The sequence below is a fragment of the Capilliphycus salinus ALCB114379 genome (genome assembly GCF_047276495.1).
Taxonomy (GTDB): domain Bacteria; phylum Cyanobacteriota; class Cyanobacteriia; order Cyanobacteriales; family Microcoleaceae; genus Capilliphycus; species Capilliphycus salinus.
This window is the reverse complement of the sequence record NZ_CP178543.1, coordinates 1137501-1157788: the sequence shown is the minus strand read 5'-3', so window position 1 is coordinate 1157788 and position 20288 is coordinate 1137501. Positions and strand designations below refer to the sequence as shown.

10 protein-coding genes and 1 pseudogene are annotated in these 20288 nt (G+C 44.9%); 7 read left to right on the top strand and 4 right to left on the bottom strand.

The window, feature by feature from the left end; all coding sequences use genetic code 11:
- Window positions 1-78: 78 nt before the first annotated feature.
- Window positions 79-3114 (top strand): UPF0182 family protein, encoded by a 3036-nt coding sequence (locus tag ACL6C3_RS04855; protein ID WP_413165827.1) that lies wholly within the window; start codon window positions 79-81, stop codon window positions 3112-3114.
- Here ACL6C3_RS04855 and ACL6C3_RS04850 read toward each other — a convergent pair.
- Entirely contained in the window at window positions 3111-3857 is a 747-nt protein-coding gene (locus ACL6C3_RS04850; protein WP_413165826.1) for a creatininase family protein, read from the bottom strand. The genes ACL6C3_RS04855 and ACL6C3_RS04850 overlap by 4 nt on opposite strands.
- Before the next feature lie 518 nt (window positions 3858-4375).
- On the opposite strand from ACL6C3_RS04850, the gene ACL6C3_RS04845 reads away from it, so the two are divergent.
- The 3 genes from ACL6C3_RS04845 (at window position 4376) to ACL6C3_RS04835 (ending at window position 9748) form a co-directional block, all read left to right on the top strand.
- Entirely contained in the window at window positions 4376-5116 is a 741-nt protein-coding gene (locus tag ACL6C3_RS04845) for a winged helix-turn-helix domain-containing protein (protein ID WP_413165825.1), read from the top strand.
- A gap of 303 nt (window positions 5117-5419) precedes the next feature.
- On the top strand, window positions 5420-7663 hold the full coding sequence (locus ACL6C3_RS04840) for a PhoX family protein (protein WP_413165824.1): 2244 nt from the start codon (window positions 5420-5422) through the stop codon (window positions 7661-7663).
- A 180-nt stretch (window positions 7664-7843) separates the two neighbouring features.
- The gene (locus ACL6C3_RS04835; RefSeq protein ID WP_413168261.1) at window positions 7844-9748 is read left to right on the top strand and encodes an iron uptake porin; all 1905 of its coding nucleotides are present in this window, start codon (window positions 7844-7846) and stop codon (window positions 9746-9748) included.
- 176 nt (window positions 9749-9924) lie between these two features.
- Here the strand turns inward: ACL6C3_RS04835 and ACL6C3_RS04830 are convergent, their stop codons facing one another.
- Window positions 9925-11997, bottom strand: a complete 2073-nt coding sequence (locus ACL6C3_RS04830; protein ID WP_413165822.1) for a protein kinase domain-containing protein — start codon at window positions 11995-11997, stop codon at window positions 9925-9927.
- 261 nt (window positions 11998-12258) lie between these two features.
- Window positions 12259-13377 (bottom strand): calcium/proton exchanger, encoded by a 1119-nt coding sequence (gene cax, locus ACL6C3_RS04825; RefSeq protein WP_413165820.1) that lies wholly within the window; start codon window positions 13375-13377, stop codon window positions 12259-12261.
- A gap of 610 nt (window positions 13378-13987) precedes the next feature.
- Between cax and ACL6C3_RS04820 the strand changes: the two genes are divergently transcribed.
- Together ACL6C3_RS04820 and ACL6C3_RS04815 are read left to right on the top strand one after the other, a co-directional pair.
- The gene (locus ACL6C3_RS04820) at window positions 13988-16705 is read left to right on the top strand and encodes a DUF3536 domain-containing protein (protein WP_413165818.1); all 2718 of its coding nucleotides are present in this window, start codon (window positions 13988-13990) and stop codon (window positions 16703-16705) included.
- Window positions 16706-16840: 135 nt separating this feature from the next.
- Window positions 16841-18299 (top strand): annotated as a pseudogene (locus ACL6C3_RS04815) (bifunctional orotidine-5'-phosphate decarboxylase/orotate phosphoribosyltransferase).
- A gap of 27 nt (window positions 18300-18326) precedes the next feature.
- Here ACL6C3_RS04815 and era read toward each other — a convergent pair.
- Window positions 18327-19265 (bottom strand): GTPase Era, encoded by a 939-nt coding sequence (gene era, locus ACL6C3_RS04810; RefSeq protein ID WP_413165816.1) that lies wholly within the window; start codon window positions 19263-19265, stop codon window positions 18327-18329.
- Window positions 19266-19529: 264 nt separating this feature from the next.
- Here era and ACL6C3_RS04805 point away from each other — a divergent pair, with 264 nt between their 5' ends.
- Complete coding sequence (locus ACL6C3_RS04805; protein WP_413165814.1) at window positions 19530-20072, top strand: hypothetical protein; 543 nt, start codon at window positions 19530-19532, stop codon at window positions 20070-20072.
- Window positions 20073-20288 lie beyond the last annotated feature (216 nt).

Below are 20288 nucleotides of genomic sequence, written 5' to 3'. Positions count from 1 at the left end.
AATTTATTCTGAACCCGCCCCTACAGGCGAACAGTAAGCAAAAAATCTCAACTTTGGCATTTTACCCTTTGAGTTTCAATGGCAATCAAATCCCGATTTTTCCAAGCAATACTCATCCTATTTGGATTGTGGCTACTGACTGATTTAGTCACTCACATCGTAGCGGAAGGGTTTTGGTTTCAAGAATTGGGATATTTATCAGTTTATTGGTTGCGAATCACAACCCGGGCAGTTTTGTGGTTTTTAGGCTTAAGTCTCACCGCCGGTTTCCTGCTGGGAAATCTAGTTATAACGAACCGCTACAAATATCCGCCACCGCCGCCAGAGCGAACCCAAAGAACCTCTTTTTTCTCCCCCGAACCCGCCCCAGCCCTTCCCGCATTAGACTTTAGCTGGTTACTGGGATTTGTGATTAGTTTATCGCTGCTGCTGGCGTTAGTCGCCTTGCATTACGGAACGGTATTTATAGACTATTGGAAACCCGATTTTTCCGAACCGTTAGTCGCCCCACTCCTCCCCGAACGCTTCGATATCGCACCTTTGGTTGAACTGATTCGACAGTTATTTACTCAGTGGTGGCTGTCGGTAATCTTAGTTGTTATCACCCTACTATTAATCTTTGAACTGGAATTTTCCCTGATCGCGATCGCCCTATTTCTCTGTTTGGGGTTTGGCTTAGTCTTATCCAGCCATTGGACAAACGTTCTGCAATATTTCAATCCCACTTCATTTAATCAAACCGACGATATTTTCGGACAAAATATAAGCTTCTATATCTTTACCCTACCCGTCGCCCATCTTTTAGAATTCTGGCTAGTCGGACTATTTTTATGCGGCTTAATTTCATGTACTCTCATCTACCTCCACTCCGGAAATAGCCTCAGTCAAGGAAGATTTCCCGGCTTTTCCCAACCCCAACAGCGGCACTTACACGCCCTGGGTGGAATGCTAATGCTGAGTATCGCCTTCAAACATTGGCTGTCGCGATACGAACTCCTTTATTCCGAACGGGGCGTAATTTTCGGGGCGGGTTATACCGATGTCAACATACAGGCGCCCGCCGATTTAATGCTGTGTATTGTTGCGTTAATTATTGCCATTTTTCTCTTTTGGCAAGCCTTCTTCTCCGTCAAAGCCATAGAACCATTGCTCGAAGGAATTTTAAAACAATTTAGAAAACCCATCCGTCGCCGAAAACCAACAAACTCCCAAGCCCGATTATTCGCAGATAGTTATTCACTCCGAGCCATATTAGGATGGTACTTAACCATCGCTTTTATTGCCGGTTGGATATTACCCGCCACCGTCCAACGCTTCATCGTTCAACCGAATGAAATAGAACGAGAAGCCCCCTATCTTGAACGCAGTATTGGCTACACTCGCCAAGCCTTTAATCTCGATGAAATTAACTCGGAAATCTTCGATCCCGAAGGAGAATTAACCTACGCCGATATCCTCGAAAACGACCTCACAATTAAGAATATTCGACTCTGGGATGAACGTCCCCTCCTACAAACCAACCGCCAGTTACAACAAATTCGTTTGTACTACGAATTCCCCGATGCCAATGTCGATCGCTATACCCTACTCAAACCCCCCGCAGAACAAACCCCAACCGATCGCACCGAAAAACAACAAGTTTTAATTGCAGCCCGAGAATTAAACTATAATTCAGTCCCTACAGAAGCCCAAACTTGGGTTAACAAACATTTAGTTTATACTCACGGTTATGGGTTTACCCTTTCTCCGGTTAATACGGTTGGCGAGGGAGGACTACCCAACTATTTTGTCAGAGATATTGGCGCCGATCCCAAAATTGAACCCGAAAGCACTTTAGAAGTCGATCAGCGAGTTGAATATAGCATCCCCATTGGCGAACCCCGAATTTATTACGGTGAACTAACAGACACCAATATTATGACCTCAACTCAAGTCAAAGAATTAGATTATCCTTTGGGCAATGAAAACGTTTATAATACCTACGATGGTCGGGGAGGAATTTTAATTGGTCGGGGGTGGGGTCGGCTGCTATTTGCTAAACATTTAAAAAATTGGCAAATGGTATTTGCAAGAAATTTCTTACCGGATACAAAGTTACTATTTCGCCGGAATATCAAAGAACGGGTGAAAATGATCGCGCCTTTTTTACGTTACGATAGCGATCCTTATTTGGTGGTTGCAGATGCCAATTTAAACTGGCCGGAAGATCAACCGTCCGCCCCTCCCAACTATTTATACTGGATTATTGATGCCTACACCACCAGCGATCGCTATCCCTATTCCGATCCGGGAGAAGCGGAATTTAATTATATTCGCAACTCGGTTAAAGTTGTGGTTGATGCTTATAATGGTACCGTTCGCTTCTACTATTTAAACGACCCGGAAGACCCTATTTTAACGACCTGGCGAAAGATTTTTCCCGAATTATTTAAACCCATTCAAGAAATGCCGGGTACTTTGTACGTCCATATCCGCTACCCGGTTGATTTATTTAAAATTCAATCCGAACAACTATTAACCTATCACATGGATGATGTGCGGGTTTTTTATAACCGAGAAGATCAGTGGCGAATTCCCAAAGAAATTTACGCCAATCAACCCCAATCTGTAGAACCTTACTATTTAATTATGCGGCTTCCCAAAGCCACCGATGAAGAATTTATTTTATTGCAACCGTTTACCCCCGCCAGCCGAATTAATTTGGTGGCTTGGATGGCGGCCCGTTCGGATATACAAAACTATGGTAAACTGTTACTATATCGTTTTCCCAAACAAGAATTTATTTTCGGTCCGGAACAGGTGGAAGCGTTAATCAATCAAACGCCGGAAATTTCCGAACAAATTTCGCTGTGGAACCGTCAGGGTTCGCGAGTGGTTCAGGGGAATTTATTGGTGATTCCCATTGAAAGGTCGCTGCTTTATGTTGAACCGATTTATTTAGAAGCAACAGAAAATAGCCTCCCCACACTTGCGAGAGTTATCGTTTTTTACAATAATAGTATTGTGATGAGACCGAGTTTGCAGGAAGCGTTACAAGATGTGTTTGAAGCCGAACCCGCAGTCGCACCCACGACGGTTCCCCCGCCTACAAATGTAGATATTCTCGGAGATTAGGTTTGATTCAAAAATTCCAGATAACTATTGCTTAAATCTTTAACGGCGAGTTCGTACAATTGTTTTCCCTGTTCGGGTGTTGCCAAACTGGGGTTTGAACCCATCCGACCATCGGGATAATGACGGCGAAAGTCAGCCGCCCCGTAAATCGGATAACCTTTTGCCACATCTTCGGATAAGGGGGCTTGTTTGATCGCTTCTGGATACAGATATTGAGTCACAGCCACCTCGCTGGGGGTAGCGTGAGAACCCTCCTGATCGCCGTAAAGTTCCTTGGCGAGTTTGTAGACGGATTTACACATAAACCAATTTCCCACCTGACACTGCACTTGGTCGGCGTTGGGGAGGTTGAGGTCGGCAAGGTGGGCGTAAGTCTCCGCAAAAGCCGCTTTCAAGGTGGCAATATTTCCCCCGTGACCGTTGATCCAGAAAAACTTCCTAAAACCGTGTCGCGCTAAAGATGTGATATAATCTTTGATTACGTTAATTAACGTGCTTGGTCGGAGACTCATCGAACCGGGAAAAGCCATGTGATGCAGTGCCATCCCGACCTTGATGGTGGGGGTAACGAGGGCGTTGGTTGCTTCGCCGGTGCCTCGGGCGATCGCTTCGGCGCAGATGGCATCGGTACCGATCAGTCCGGTTGGCCCGTGTTGTTCGGTGGAACCAATGGGGATAATGATGCCTGTAGAGTCGGATAAATAGGTTTCGACCTCAGGCCAGGTGGTTAGATGTAATAACATGATTTGAAGTTAAAAAGTTAAATAAGCGATTATTTGTTTAAGGGTTAAGTTCGGTTTACTAGAGTTGGGGTCAATTGTCAAGGCGGCGAGTCGGTCAGAACAAATTGAGTGAAGTTCCATCGACCCCAGGGGCAGATAAAAAGTCTTTAACCCCTATAAAATACCTTAACCTAAACATTACCAACTGTTTACCTAATCTTAACCTTCCGCTCATACAATTTGAACTGTATCCCCTTTATTTATCCGACCGAGCCGATTTGGAGTAGATAATGTTTAGAAAACTCGCATCGCACTTAATAGATGAGCGAGTAAAGGGCTTATGGCTCACCGTTGTGAGTGGGGATTTTAAACCCATTTTACCCCTAGTCTCTCAATGTGGGCCGCGCGATCAGTGGCAGCATATCTACGTTGGATGGATGGTCGGAAATTAACTTTCCTGAGAAGTTTACTGAATTTATTAAGTTAAATCTGATTACACCGACAATTGCACGCCATCCAAACCGTAGGAACTGATATTTATGTTTTCTCCCGATTTAGATAAGAGTTCTTATCGTTCTGACTTAAGATATGCAGGTCAAATCTTGCTACTTGAACACGAAGAACCCTGGCGGGATATGCTGTCTTTAGCCCTCAAGGAACACGGCTATAGTGTGGTCATTGCTTTAGACGGACGCGAAGCTTTGCCAACCGTTCATAGCCCCTCATCTAAGATGAGCGAATTTCCATTCAATCTATTAATTTTAGACGCAGTTAATGGTCTCGATCTGTGTCGAATGTTACGGCATCAAGGCAACCCCGTTCCTATTTTAATTATCGGCACAAAAGACACCTCAAATAACTGTGCATTTTACTTGGAAGCCGGAGCAGATGATTATTTAAGTAAGCCGTTTGGCATGAGAGAATTTATAGCTCGCTGTCGGGCTTTGATGCGCCGTCAGCGTCTGTGTCAGCTTCCCGGGCCTGTAATGTTGCAATATAAAGATATTATCCTGTATCAAGAAGAATGTCGGGTTGTCGCTCGGGGCGAAGAAGTCAAACTCTCCCCCAAACAATTCCGCTTGTTAGAATTGTTTATGAGCTATCCCCGTCGAGTTTGGTCCCGCGAACAATTACTTGATTTAATTTGGGGACCCGACTTTATTGGAGATAGCAAAACCGTTGATGTTCATATTCGCTGGTTGCGAGAAAAACTCGAAACCGACCCCAGCAACCCCGAATATATTGTCACCGTGCGGGGTTTTGGGTATCGTTTTGGCTAGGCTAGAAACCGGGTGGCAAAAGCGATAATAACTCGTTAAAATAATGAACGACAATTATGAATACTCAGTGATGAACGAGCAATTGATGCTCTGAAAGTCAGGACATAATTCTGAATGACTAATTGTAAATTATCCATGAAAATTTATTGATACATAACAGATAGATCTGTTTTCGAGAATCAAACCCTTTTCAGAATTTATAATTTATCGTTCAGAATTAATTTCCCTTTCAAAATTCATAATTCTCCATTTAAAATAGAGTTAATCCTTAGACCAACCGCTTCTATCCTCCTCTAACATTTTATGAGAGTCAAACGTCGAGAATTTCTCCTGTTCCTCGGTACAAGCTTGACGACAGCGAGCTTAAGTTCTTGCGAAGACAAAAATCTTCTCCAAACTCCGAAATCTTCGCTAAAATCCCCCAAAACCTCCTTGAGTTTTCAACCCGTAAAAGGGCCGATGCCCCTGGCAACAGAAACCCTTGAAACCCAAGTGGGAAAACTCCAACCCGTCAGCACAGCTTCGGCTTCAAAACAACAAATTGAAGCCTATAAAACCTACGAAGTTGTTGATGATATCGTACTCCCAGAAGGCTTTACCTACGACCTAATTGCCGCTTGGGGCGAACCCGTTGGCGACTCCAGATTTGGTTATAATAATGATTATTTATCCTTCGTTCAAACCGGAGAAAATGAAGGATATTTAACCATAAATTTTGAATACATTAGTTCAGAAACTTGGCTACAAACCTACGAAAAAATAATCGGAAAAAGTTTGCCGATCAAAACCATAGAAACCGCTTTCAAAACCGAGAAAAAAAACCGAATAAATGCCTTTGAACTGCCCAAAAATAATCCGGTACGACAAGCCATTCTAGAAGTCTCCCAAGAAGGGTTAATAGACATGGGAATGGGGGTGATTTCCATTCGTCGCAACGCAGAAGGCAAATGGTTTCGTACCAACTCAAACGCAGATCGGCGGATTACCGGCATTTCCGGCTGGAGTGATGGCCGCTATCTCAAGTCAACCGGACCGGCGATCGCGGTATTTCGCAAAAAAGGTAAAGGCTACACCGATAAACTCGGCGATCGCATTATCGGCACCTTTGGCAACTGTGCGGGGGGAACGACCCCCTGGGGAACGGTCTTTAGTGCCGAAGAAAACATTCAAACCCACGTCCCGGAAGACGTGTATCCCGACGGAACCCCCGTCGATCCGGGTAAAAATCCCTTTTCAAAAAATCTAGACGGGCTGGGGAATGTGTTCGGACTGGCGGGGAATAAATATGGCTGGATGGTGGAAGTTGACCCGGCTAACGCCAAAGACTACGGCACCAAACACACTTGGTTGGGCCGTTACCGTCACGAAGCGGTGGGAATTCGGGCCGAAGCCGGGAAACCCCTGGCTTTTTATTCGGGATGCGATCGCCGGGGCGGACATCTTTACAAATTTGTCAGCCAAGGGCGAGTTAAAGATCCCAAAGATAAAGCCAATTCTCGCCTCCTCGAACAAGGAATGCTGTATGCGGCAAAATTTAATGAAGATGGAAGCGGTCGTTGGATACCTTTAAAAGCCGATACGCCGGTTAATCCCGATTTACCGAGCGTTCATGCGGGGGGAATCATTTGTTTACCTTCTCGACCCTCTGGCGGCGCGATGATAGCCGCTAAAGACGAAGATACGATCGCCTTTAAGAAACAATATAAAACTTTAGGGGATTTATATGAAGGCGATAACCCCGAAGAAGTTCAGGGTGCTATATTAATTGATGCTCATTTAGCCGCCAGTGCAGCGGGGGCCACCTGTACCGCCCGCCCCGAAGATACGGATGTTGGGCCGTTGGGTTCTTTATTTATCGCCTTTACCTCCGGATCTCCCGACGATCGCACGGGCGGGCCGGACCTGCGGGTGTTTAAAAGCCCGACGGGGGAAACCGTCTACGAGTATGGTTGGATAATGCGGTTGAGCGAAACGGGGGATCAACCCGATGCGGAAAGCTTTCGCTGGCAGATGTTTGCGACAGGGGGGGAAGTTGCCGATGGGGGTTGGGGTTTTGCCAACCCGGATAATTTGGAATTTGACGGAAAGGGCAATCTGTGGATGGTGACGGATATGTCAACCGGTAAGCACAATCAAGCCGTACCCGCCGGCCGAGTCGATGAGAAAGGTGAGCCTTTGAGTCAGCCGAATGTGTTGGGGGTTTATGGCAATAATTCGGTTTGGTTTTTACCGACCTCGGGAGAGAATGCCGGAAATGCTTATTTATTTGCAATGGGGCCGATGGAATGTGAGATGACCGGGCCATTTTTTAGTCCGGATCAACAGACCTTATTTATGTCAGTTCAACACCCCGGAGAAGCCCACGGCATTCGTCAAAAGATGGCCGTACAAGAGCGTCAGTTTGCCATGCGAACCACAGAGGGTGAGGAGTTTATTCAAACCCGTCGAGTGCCTATTGGTTCCAACTGGCCGCAAAAAAGTTCAGACAGTCCTCCCTTACCGGGTGTGGTCGCAATTCGTCGCCTCAATTCCAAACAAATTGTGTAGGATCTATTCAGGAACTCAGACAACAGTTGAACCAATGGGATTGAATATGCAGAAGTAACTGGTAATGTGAGGCTTGCTTGACTGTCAGAAAACTCCTGTTAAGATTGTGGTACTATTGGTTCAATTGAGCTGGGGACTCCCTTGCTTTTGGTATTTTAAGTCGGTGTGAGATTTGAGATGATGAACAAAATTCTATGGAACACTCTTAAGCAGAGTCCAGGTATTGTGGGCGCTGCTCTTGTCTTAACTAATGCCGCCCTAGCCACCGAAACCTCGTCAGTCAGGTTAGATTCAAGCTTGAATTTAGGAACGGGAGCGATTCATTCGGTTGAGTGGCAAACAGGAAATTCAGAATTACTGGCTCAGGGGAATTCCGATTCCGATGTTCAATCTGTAGAGTATCACGGCTCTGAATCTGAGAATCAGGTGGTTACTGAAGCCCCAGTAATTGAAAATGGCGAGGCTCCAGCTCAAACGACCGAGTTAGAACTGGCTCAAGTTGAAACCGCAGATCCGGCAGACAGTTCCGAGGTGGGAATTACTGACCTCGAACAAATGGAACTGTACACACAAGAAACGGATGTTATGGATCAGGTGACATCGGTTTCCCAGCTTTCCGACGTACAGCCGACCGACTGGGCCTTCCAAGCTCTGCAATCTTTGGTTGAGCGTTACGGTTGTATTGCGGGTTATCCCGATGGGACTTACAAGGGAAACCGGGCGATGACTCGTTACGAGTTCGCCGCAGGTTTGAACGCTTGTTTGGAACGGGTTAACGAGTTGATTGCCGCCTCGACTGCGAATTTGGTCAGCCGGGAAGATTTGGCGGTTCTGCAACGTTTACAAGAAGAATTTGCCGCAGAATTGGCGGCTTTGCGCGGTCGGGTGTTGGCGCTCGAAGCGCGCACGGCTGAACTGGAAGCCAATCAGTTCTCCACAACGACTAAGTTAAGAGGGGAAGTGATCTTCTTTATTGGGGATACGTTTGGCGATCGGACTGAATTAACCCGGGCTTCAGAGCTTTCAGGAGAGTCAGATATCGATGAAAGTGACGACCCGACTCAAAGCTACTTCGGTTATCGGGCGCGTTTAAACTTTGATACCAGCTTCACCGGGGAAGATTTACTGCGGACCCGTTTGGAGGCTAAAGATGTTCCCAACTTGAGCCGGGAAAACCTGACGAATACTTTGATGAGTCGTCTCGGTACCGATGGCGGAGAAGGGGACTTCATCCTCGATGACCTTTATTATCGCTTCCCCGTATTTAACGGCCGAGGTCAAGTTTTCTTCGGTGCCAAGAGTTTGGACTTAGACGACGTTCAAGATCCTCTCAACCCCTTGCAAAGTACCGGTGCAGGTGCCGCTTCTCGCTTCGGACGCTACAACCCCACCACATTCCGGGGGCCTGAAGGAACGGGTTTGGCACTCAAGTATCAACTCAACGATAGAATCCGGTTGAACTTCGGCTACCTGGCCAGCCAAGATGATGCTCCCGATGCCTCGGAAGGTCGGGGTTTGTTTGATGGTAGCCACTCTGCGTTCTTCCAAGTTGTTTATGAACCTTTGGATAACTTAGTGATCGCTCTGGACTATAACCGTCGCTATTTCCGCGAAGATGATGTCAGCGTCACTGGCGGAACCGGAAGTTTCCTGGCGAACCGTCCTTTTGGCGATAACCCCACCACCACCGATAACTTAGGTTTTCAGGCGAACTGGAGAATCGCCGAGCGGTTTGAGTTGGGCGGTTGGCTCGGTGTGACTTGGGCCGATGATAAACCCACCGGCGAAGGGGATGACCTCGATGCGACTCTGCTGAACTTTGCGGTGACGCTGGCATTCCCCGACTTATTCCGGGAAGGAAGCTTAGGGGGTATTATTGTCGGTATGCAGCCGAAAGTGGTTTACCACACGCTTGAGACTTTGGAAGAAGAAAGAACCGGAATTCACATTGAAGCCTTCTATCGCTATCAGATCAACGACTACATTGCTTTAGTTCCCGGCGTTTATGTTCTGACCGACCCGGAACACGTCGAGGACAATGACACCATTGTCGTAACCACTTTCCGGACTCAATTCCGATTCTAATCAATTGAGTTTCAATCCGTATATTGCCTCACTTACAAATGTTGAAAATTAGAGTGAGGCATCGCTCAAAACAATGAATTAAAAGACTTAAACTGAGGGAGAAGATGGGGGTTAATTGCCTAACTTTCTCTCTATTTTTATGACTAAAAATCAATAGATTGGATTGAATTTTGGGTTTAATTTTTAACGGGAACTTGCCAAATTTTAATGGTTTTATCTTCACTTCCGCTGACTAACGTTTCACTATTCGGACTGATCGTCAAAGCGTTGACCGTTTCGGCGTGACCCCAGAGGGTTGCCACCTGTTCCCCGGTTTTTAAATCCCAAAGAATAATCCGATCGCTCCCGGTAATCAGGGTTTGACCATCAGGACTAATGGCCATCGATTTAACCGGATTTCCAGAAGCGGAAAACAACCGTTCTTGATCGCCGGTGTTGGGATTCCACAGACGGATGGTTCCATCATCACTGACACTGACTAAACTTTGACCATCGGGAGTATAACCAATGGCATTGATCGCCCCGGCATGACCGGAAATCGTCAATTTTCGAGTCCCTTGAGTCAAACTCCACAACTTAATCGTTCTGTCATCGCTACCACTGGCTAAGGTTTGACCATCGGGACTAAAAGCGATCGCATTGACAGGGCCATCGTGAGCGGAAATCGTTAAGATTCGGACTCCAGTGTTAAGATCCCATAACCGAATCGTTTGATCCTCACTACCACTGGCAAGAATACGACCATCGGGACTAAAAGAAAGTGCATCCACACTCTCCGTATGACCTTCTATCGTCCGCAGGCGAAACCCCTGTTTGAGGTTCCAGAGGCGAATGGTTTTATCGTTGCTACCGCTCGCTAAAATTTCACCATCAGGACTGATCGCCAGAGTTTTAACCCAACTCGAATGAGCGGCTATTGTATGAAGCAACTCCCCGGTTTGCAAATTCCAAATCGTAATTGTACCGAAACTTCCCGCCACCAGAGTTTGACCATCGGGGCTGATCGCCACAGCATAGACTTGACCGACGGCGCTTTTGTATCCTTGTAACCACAAACTGCTGGGTAAACTTTTAAGAATTAAAATCGGATTGGCGGGAATAAATCCATAACGTACATAACCATCAATTTGAGTGTAAAATAAACCTCCGATCAACACCAAAGTACCCATAATTGAGAGGAACTTTAACGGGAAATGAAATTGAATCGGATTCGATAGCGGAGTGGATAATTTTGTGGTTTTTTTTCTCTGTAAAGGAACCGTTCGCTTTCGTTCAAGACGTGTTTTAATCGGCGGTGAATCTATAGGATCTTCTTTTGAGGAGCGTCTTGAAGTGGAAGTTTGACTCAGATCGATTTCTTTAAGACACTGCAAAACCATTTGAGGGGTTTGAGGTCGATTTCCCGGAAACGGAGCCATCAAATAATCCAGTACATCCGCCAATTGTTTGGAAATCTCAGGTGCGCCTTTTCGCCAGAGTAATTTTCCGGTTCTGGGGTTTTCGGGATAGGCGGTTGGAGGCTTCCCCGTTAAAAGATAAATAAAGGTTCGCCCCAAAGCAAAGAAATCCGACTGAGGAACCGCTTTCCCATTGGTTTGTTCCGGGGGAGTATAGCCGGGAGAAACAATACCCGTAACGTTTTGTCCCCCCTCAACTTTGGCAATAAAAGTATCGGTAACTTCCCGGGCGGTACCAAAATCAATTAACACTAATTGCCCGTCGGGTTTTCGCATAATATTTTGCGGTTTAATATCCCGATGGAAATATTGTAAACTATGAACTTTATCTAAAATTTCAGCCAGTTGTTTTAACCAGTCAATGGCAAGTTCTTGAGAAATCGGTTCTTTCTTGCGGCTTTTCATCCAATCCTGCAAGTTAGAACCTTCAATTTTTTCCATGACCAAACAGTGAATGGGTTCTTTCCCTCCTTTTGGCATAAAGGTAAAATAGCCATCCTTCTCAACCCGAGGAATACCCGGATGTTTAAGCTGGCTCAAAACCTTAGCTTCTTGTATAAATAAAGCAACAGCTTTCGGATGTTCTTTCAGTAAAACTTTTAAAACTTTGTTTGTACCCGTATGGTCATCAACAATCTCAAAAGTTTTACCAAAACCACCGCCACCAAGCTGCTGAGTAATCCGATAGCGACCTTGGAGTAATAAATCAGAACCGCATTGACAACAAACACGTCGATTAGCATTCGACGGATCGGTCGGACTTGGGCAATGGGGATTAAGGCAATAACTCACAGAAACCAGAACCCGGTCTAGGTTGCCAGATTAATTCCACTATAACTTAGTGGCTGACCATCTGTCTGAGAAATTCAAGCCTCTAGAAAGTCTCAGGTTCAGAAGGTCAAACGAATCGATCGAGAATCGACCGATGGGGCGATCGCGAAACGGAACCGATCAATCATCGGAACCGTTGAGGGGTTGATGGAAAATCTTTGGGCTGTTGCTTTTTTGACTCTCCTTTTCCCCTCGGTTGAGAGTAGACACACCTGGGGTGTTTTAGGCTAACCCTTCAATGACCGGATGGAAGTAAAATGCCAGTCCTAAAACCGTGTAAGCCGCCAACAGCAGGGCGCCCTCTAACCAGTCACACCGACCATCGGAACTCACGGAGTTCGCAATTAACACCGCAACCGCTACGGCGACCAGTTCAAAGGGGTTAAAGTTGAGATCCATCGGTTGACCGATTAAATACCCAACCAGCACTAACACGGGAGCCACAAATAAGGCAATTTGCAAACTCGATCCCACCGCCACAGATACCGATAAATCCATTTTGTTTTTCATCGCCACCGTCACGGCGGTTGTGTGTTCGGCTGCATTCCCAATGATTGGAACCAAAATCACTCCGGTAAATAAAGCCGTCAGCCCCAAGCTTTCTGTTGCTTGTTCGAGACTATCAACCAACAGTTCTGATTCTAAGGCCACCGATAGGGTTGCTACTAATAGGATAACAATCGATATCCAAAGCGGCGAACGGCTATGAGACTCGGGGGCGCTCGCCTCGGAACTGGACCCGTCGGGGATTTCATTTTCGGCTACACCCACATCATAGAGATAGGTGTGAGTTTTCATCGAAAACAGCAACGTTAGGATATAAACCCCTATTAAAACAATTGCCACTGCACTCGACAGGTTTTGCATCGTTACTTCCTCGATGCCTGTGGAGGTGTACTGTACTGCGGTTGGAACTAAAATGGCAATTACCGCCAAGTTCATCGCCGAAGCGTTCAACCGAGCGACAATCGGCTGAAACTTTTGTTCTTTGTAGCGGAAGCCCCCCAGAAGCATCGATAAGCCCATCACTAACAGCAGGTTGCCGATAATAGAACCGGTGATGCTGGCTTTGACGACATCCAACAGTCCGGCGTTGAGGGCGACAATACCGATAATTAATTCTGTGGCGTTTCCGAAGGTGGCATTCATCAGTCCGCCAAGATTGGGGCCGAGGACTACAGCAATTTCTTCTGTTGCGATTCCCATCCAACCCGCTAAAGGGATAATCGCCACCGCAGAGGTGATGAAAATAGCGGTTTCACCCCATTCTAAGAAGTGGGCGGCAATGGAAATCGGTATGAAGATTAGTAAGACGGAAATGATTGTTTTGGCATTCAGCATTAGGATTAACTCGCCACTATGCTCACTGACAGTTACAAAACTTAAGTTACAAAAAAGACAGTATTGTTTAGCACATTAGCATGGAAATTCACCAGACAGGTCTTGCCTGTCAGGGAATAGGCAATTTACAGTCACTCATTACCAGTCACTCATTACCAGTCACTCATTACCAGTCACTCATTACCAGTTTTTCAGGGAATGGGGAATGGGGAATCTTTAAAAATCCTTAAAATGTAGTTTGTTAAGTTTTTTAATCAAAAAGCAACTTTATTTTTCTGATTATTAATTTTTATAACTCTATGCTTGCTGAAAAATCTGTTAAGCTTTACCATCCAAAAGGATAAATATTCTATGCTATAATCGTCATATATTATTCTCTCTTCAAAAGCTTGGGTTTGCGTCGAACAACTAGATGAGCTTCTGTTTAAAATTGAGTCAGATAACCCATCAGTTTGTCAGTTGTCAAGACGAGAGCCGTCAAAAAAATTTCACCAATCTATAGCACCCAAACATAGGCTGAATTCAACAGAGTTTAACTTAGACTCAAGCTTCTGTTTTGGCTATTGATGTGACTGTGCGTGAGTATTTGAACATTACAGGACACAACCCTATGACCTCTACTTCCAATTTTCAATCTATGGCCGTTACAAATACTGTCGAAAGTTCACACCTTTTAGAACCTCAAAATCTACTTGATCCCAGCCAATTTCCACCCGATGATCCCCGACAAACGGCAACCGGAGTTTATATTGTTATTCACGGACATTTCTATCAACCTCCCCGCGAAAACCCCTATATAAACGCGGTTGAACGTCAACCCTGCGCCGAACCCTATCACGACTGGAACGAACGCATTTACCACGAATGTTACCGTCCAAACGCATTAGCCCGGGTTTTAAACGATCACGGAGAAGTGGTGGGGATCATCAATAACTATGAGTATCTCAGCTTTAACATCGGCCCGACATTAATGAGTTGGCTAGAACGATACGATTTACAAGTTTATCAAAGAATAATAGAAGGCGATCGCCTCAGTTGTCAGCGTCTCAACGGACATGGAAATGCGATCGCCCAAGTTTATAACCATATTATTATGCCGCTCGCCAACGAACGGGACAAATACACTCAAATTCGCTGGGGAAAAGCCGACTTTAAATCCCGGTTTGGACGCGATCCCGAAGGAATGTGGTTGGCAGAAACCGCCATTGATTATCCCACCGTAGAAGCCTTAATTAACGAAGGAATTCGCTTTACCATTCTTGCCCCGTCTCAAGCCCTACGCTGCCGTTTATTAGCCTCCGAAGAAACACCAGAACCCGAATGGATAGAGGTCGGGGAAGGACAAATTGATCCCACCCGTCCCTACCGTTGTTACTTAAAAGATGAAACCGGAAAAAAAGACAAATCCCGCTATCTCGATATTTTCTTCTACGATGGGCCGATATCTGCGGATATGGGTTTTGACGATGTGTTAAGCAGTTCCGGACATTTAGCCGGACGTCTGGGCCAAGCCGTTCACGGAGACGGGCGACCCTGCCAGGTGATTTCTGTGGCCACCGATGGAGAAACCTTTGGCCATCACAAGGGGGGAACGGAAAAATGTCTCGCCTATGCCTTTGTCGAAGAATTTCCCCGTTTGGGTTGGACGGTGACAAATTTCGCCCACTACCTGAGTTTAAATCCCCCCACCTGGGAAGTCGAATTAAAGCCTGTAACCGCTTGGAGTTGCTTTCATGGGGTGTCGCGTTGGGAAGATAATTGTGGCTGCGGTGGGGGCGGGGTTTGGCATCAACACTGGCGGCGTCCGCTTCGAGATACACTCAATTGGTTGCGGGATCAATTGATTGAAGTTTATCAAACTTACGGACATCAATTTTTTAACGATCCAGGGATCGTTCGCGATGATTATATTCGGGTAATTCGCGATCGCTCTCAAACGAATTTAGAGCAATTTTTTAGTCAATATCAAACCCATCCCTTAACCGAGTTAGAACGAATTGATGCCTTGCGTTTGTTAGAAATGCAGCGTCATTCTTTGTTGATGTTTACCAGTTGCGGTTGGTTTTTTGAGGAGATTTCTCGACCGGAAGGAACGCAACTTTTACGCTATGCAAGTCGGGCGATTGAACTGGCTGCTGAGGTAACGGGAATTGATTTAGAAGCGGAGTTTTTACGAAGATTGGCTTTGGCTCAGAGCAATGTGGAGTTGTTTAAAACCGGGGATGAAGTTTACCGTCAATTGGTGAAAACATCTCAAATTAGTTTTGAACAAGTTGCCGCTCACTATGCGATTAGTTCTCTGTTTACGACCTATACTCGGGAGCAACAAATTTATTGTTACAACACGCAGCAACTCGATTATCAAATCGGACATATTGGCACGTTAACTTTAGCAGTCGGTCGGGTACAGTTAACCTCGGAAATTACCCGAGAACAGATGGATTTTGTATTTGCGGTTTTGCATCTGGGCGGATGGGATTTTCATTGCTGTATTCAACCCTTTGCCGGACGTCGGGCTTACAATGAACTGAAACAGCATTTGTTTGAAGCGTTACAGCAAGCGAGTGCGGCTCAGGTTATTTTAGGAATGGTGAAAATATTTGGGGAGCAGTCGTTTAGTTTGCAGGATTTATTTGCAGAAGAACGTCAGCGAATTATGGGGTTATTGTCTCAAGAAACACTAACTCGTTTGGATCAGCTATACACGCAAGTTTACCGGGATAATTATGGGGTGATTATGGCGTTTCATCGCGATCGCGTACCCGTTCCTCAGGAGTTACAGGTAGCCGTAGAAGTTGCGTTGAGTCATCGCTGTGTAACAATAGTACGGGCGTTAGAAGCGGAAAGCAGTAATGGTTTAAGTCTGAATCATTTGGCTGCATTGGAGGCAATTACAACCGAAGCGAGTCAACTTCGCTGCGGAATTCATAATGGGGAAGTTCGCGATACTTTGGAGCGGTTAATTTTGCGATCGCTGTGGATGATTTTACAACAGAACGATCCGACAACGATAGAGGGTGAAATTGACAGTTTAGAGCGGTTAATTAAGCTCGGATATCGTTTACAATTAAACCCGTGTTTGGCTGAAGCTCAAGAGGTGTATTTGCACTTTTTGGGTAAAATGATTGTTCCGTTGTGTTTGGGGTGGTTACAGCGTCAACGAGAAGCGAGTATTTCTTCAGTTGCGGTTGAAGTTTCAAGTCAGTCTGATGTAGCGGTTCAGATGGCTGTGGAGAGTCAATGGGGAGTTTCTCAACTGCGGAAGTTGTTGCAGTTAGGACAAACTTTAGCCATTGATGTTCGGGAGTTGTTGAGTCAGTTAGGATAAACAACAATTGTTAGGGTAAGTTGGATACATATATTTTTGTTGTTTTCCAACTTGCCCTTCTCAAATTAGGGATTACAATACAAATAATAGGCTTAACTGCTTAAATTTTCCCTATCTTTGTGATTTTAGTCGTCAATGAACTTTTTTGATAAACTAATTGCGGCGATTGAACGCAATCAAAGCTTACTTTATGTTGCCCCTCGATCCCAATCCTGAGTGTGAATTTTTTAATTTTGAACAATCACAACCAACGATTGAACAGTGGCATAATGAATTAACATCTATTGTTGCTCAAACGGTTGATGTTGTTTGTGGTTATAAACTGAATTTGGGTTTTTATCAGGGGTTGGGTTGGCAAGGGATGCAACTGTTAGAACAGGTTTTGCAGTCAATTCCGCCGAATTTACCGATTATTTTAGATGCGAAATGTAGCGATATCAATAGCAGCAATGTATTTGCTCGTTTGATATTTGAACAGTGGAAAATTGATGCCTGTACGGTTTCGGCTTATGGGGGATTAGATCAACTTACACCCTTTTTAGTTTATCCGGGTAAAGCGGTATTTGTGTTGTGTGCGACGGCGAATCCTTCCGCGACAATTTTACAGGAATATCCTACACCAGATCGGTCATTATATTTACAATTAGTTCAAGAAACTCAAAGTTGGGGAACTCCCGAACAATTGGGGTTAGAAGTTGGAATTATGGCGGATACTTTAGCCCGAGTGAGAAAGGTTGCACCCGAACGTTTAATATTGCTAGAAGGAGATACAGCAGAAGAAAATGATTTAATTGAAGAAAGCGAATTAAGGTCTATTTTAGCGGCAGGATTAAATGAAAATAGAGAAGGTTTGTTACTTCCGGTTCCGCCCTGTTTATTAAGAGAAGAAAATCGGACTCAGGCGGTTAGAAAATTTCGAGATCGAATCAATGAAATTCGCTCCCAAGATGTTCACGAAAGTCCGAGTTGTAATTTATGGTTGCCCGATGTTTGTTTTTTGGAACATCAACCCCATCGGGATTTAATTTTACAGCTTTATGATATTGGTTGTATTATTTTTGGGAAACACGTTCAGTCTTCGGGCGAAGTTTTTCCCTATTATGTTGATTTGCGGCGGATTATTTCAATACCGCAAATATTCCATCAAATTGTGAGTGCTTATGCAGAGATTCTTGAAGGTTTAGCGTTTGATCGCATTGCGGGAATTCCCTACGGTTCTTTACCGACTGCGACGGGTTTGGCGTTGCGTTTGGAACGTCCGATGGTTTTTCCGCGTAAGGAAGTTAAAAGTTATGGAACTGGACGGTTAATTGAAGGGCATTTTCAAATGGGAGAAAAGATTGTGGTGGTTGATGATATTTTAATTACGGGAAATAGCGTGATGAAAGGAGCAGAAAAGTTAAAATCAGCGGGATTGGAAGTTGAGGATATTGTCGTGTTTATCGATCATGGTCGGGGCGTGATGGATAAACTAAAAAGCAATGGCTATCAAGGTCATACCGTTTTAACGTTAACAGAAATTGCAGAAACTTTGTATCAAGCCAATCGGATTAGTTCCGAACAGTTTAATTTATTTCAAGACTCAAGGGAATAAACTTGAGTTTGATTGTGGATTTTTTTCCTATTCTTCGACTCGATATCCTAAATCGGCTAAACGACTGCGAGATTGCCGCCATTTGGGTTGTACTTTGACAAATAATTCTAGGTAAACTTGACCGGCAATCAGTTTTTGAATTTGTTGACGTGCATCGCTACCAATGGTTTTAAGCATCTGACCGCCTTTACCAATTAAAATCCCTTTTTGTGAGGGTCGTTCAACATTAATTGTTGCTAAAATTCGAGTAATTTTGGGATCTTCTTCGACGCGATCAATAGAAATGGCGACGGAGTGGGGAACTTCTTCTCGGGTATGGAGTAAAATTTGTTCGCGGATCAGTTCTCCCATAATGAAGCGTTCGGGTTGATCGGTGACTAAATCGGGAGGATAATAGTAGGGGCCGGGTTCGAGTTGTTCGATAATGAGATTTTGTAGGGTATCAACTCCCGCTCCGGTGAGGGCAGAAAACTTGAGAATCGGCCAAGAATGAGGCTGAATGAGTTGTTGATAACTCTCATCAATTCGTTGGGGATCGTTCTGTTGTTGATCGAGTTTATTGAGTCCTAAAATAACGGGAACTTTGGCTGTGTTGAGTAGGTCGGCAATGAAGCGATCGCCGCCTCCGGCTATTACAGAACCATCGACGACAAAAAGCAAAACATCGACGGAGCGAATGGCAATTTGAGCGTTTTTCACCAAAACTTGTCCAAGCTGATGATGGGGTTTGTGAATTCCGGGAGTATCGACAAAAATAATTTGGGCTTCGGGTGTGGTTAAAATTCCTCGGAGTCGGTTGCGGGTGGTTTGAGCAACGGGGGAAGTAATGGCGATTTTCTCGCCGACCATTTGGTTCATTAAGGTCGATTTTCCGACGTTGGGGCGACCGATAATGCCGACAAACCCAGATTTGTATCCCTCTGGGGCGATTGGGATGGTAAAGTTGTCAAACCCATCGACAGACATAAGCAAGCAGCAGATTAAAGCAGTTGAGTAATTAAGAGTAACACAACTTGATATCTTCGGTAAAATTTGGTAGATTGCGATAGTACGTCTCTATGATATGGGAAAGCGTCGCTCTGCTGGACTCCAAGCTTTTGCAAGCATGAAGCCTACTGTAAGTCGTTACAAGCCATTTCTGAGCGCAGAGAGGGTTTTGGGCTTGATACTTCGCTCTTGGGTTGGAGTCGATTGAATTTTATTAAGTTTGGTGAAACTGAGGAGATGAACATGATGAAGTTTAAGCTTCTAGGTGGGTTGTGCGCTATGCTCGTCATCAGCCAACCCCTGTCAGCTTTAGCTCAAATTGGTGTACTGACTGTTCCGTCGGATTTTGATTACAGATACAAACCAAAAGACGAAACGACGGATGATTATACTGATCCCGATCCCGATCGCGTAGACCCGCCTATTTACGAAACGTTACCGAACCTAGATCGGCCGGATAGAACTTTACCGAGTGCGTTCAGATATCCGATCATTTACGAAATGGCGGTTGATGAAAGTATTACCAGTGATGCGGTGATTACGGATGAAATCTTTCTCGCTACGTTACCTCCAATTCCGAACGGAGTCACTTTAGATGATATTCCCCGTTTGCGAGCAGAATATACTCGTGCAGTGGAAGAATGGGGCGAACTGGTTCAAGAATGTTTGACTTTGAATCCTCTGCTGATTAGAGTTGATACGGGAAATCCCATTTTAATCAATGAACAGCCCGCAGGTACAATCGTTTTCAATGCTAACTTAATTCCGGTGTGTCCCAGACCTTAGCAGTTAATGTTACTGCTGGAATGTTTTGATTTTTGATTTGATGTTTTGAGAAAGTTCTACTCGCCGTGAGTAGAGCTTTTTTATTGATTACAAGACATCGAAAACAAGAGATAAACCAAAAAGCCAACCTGTTTATTTTTAAGGTTAGCTTTGTTGATATGGTTTTTGTATTAAATTGTATTTAGCAAAACCAAAAAGACTGCATAGAGAAATCAG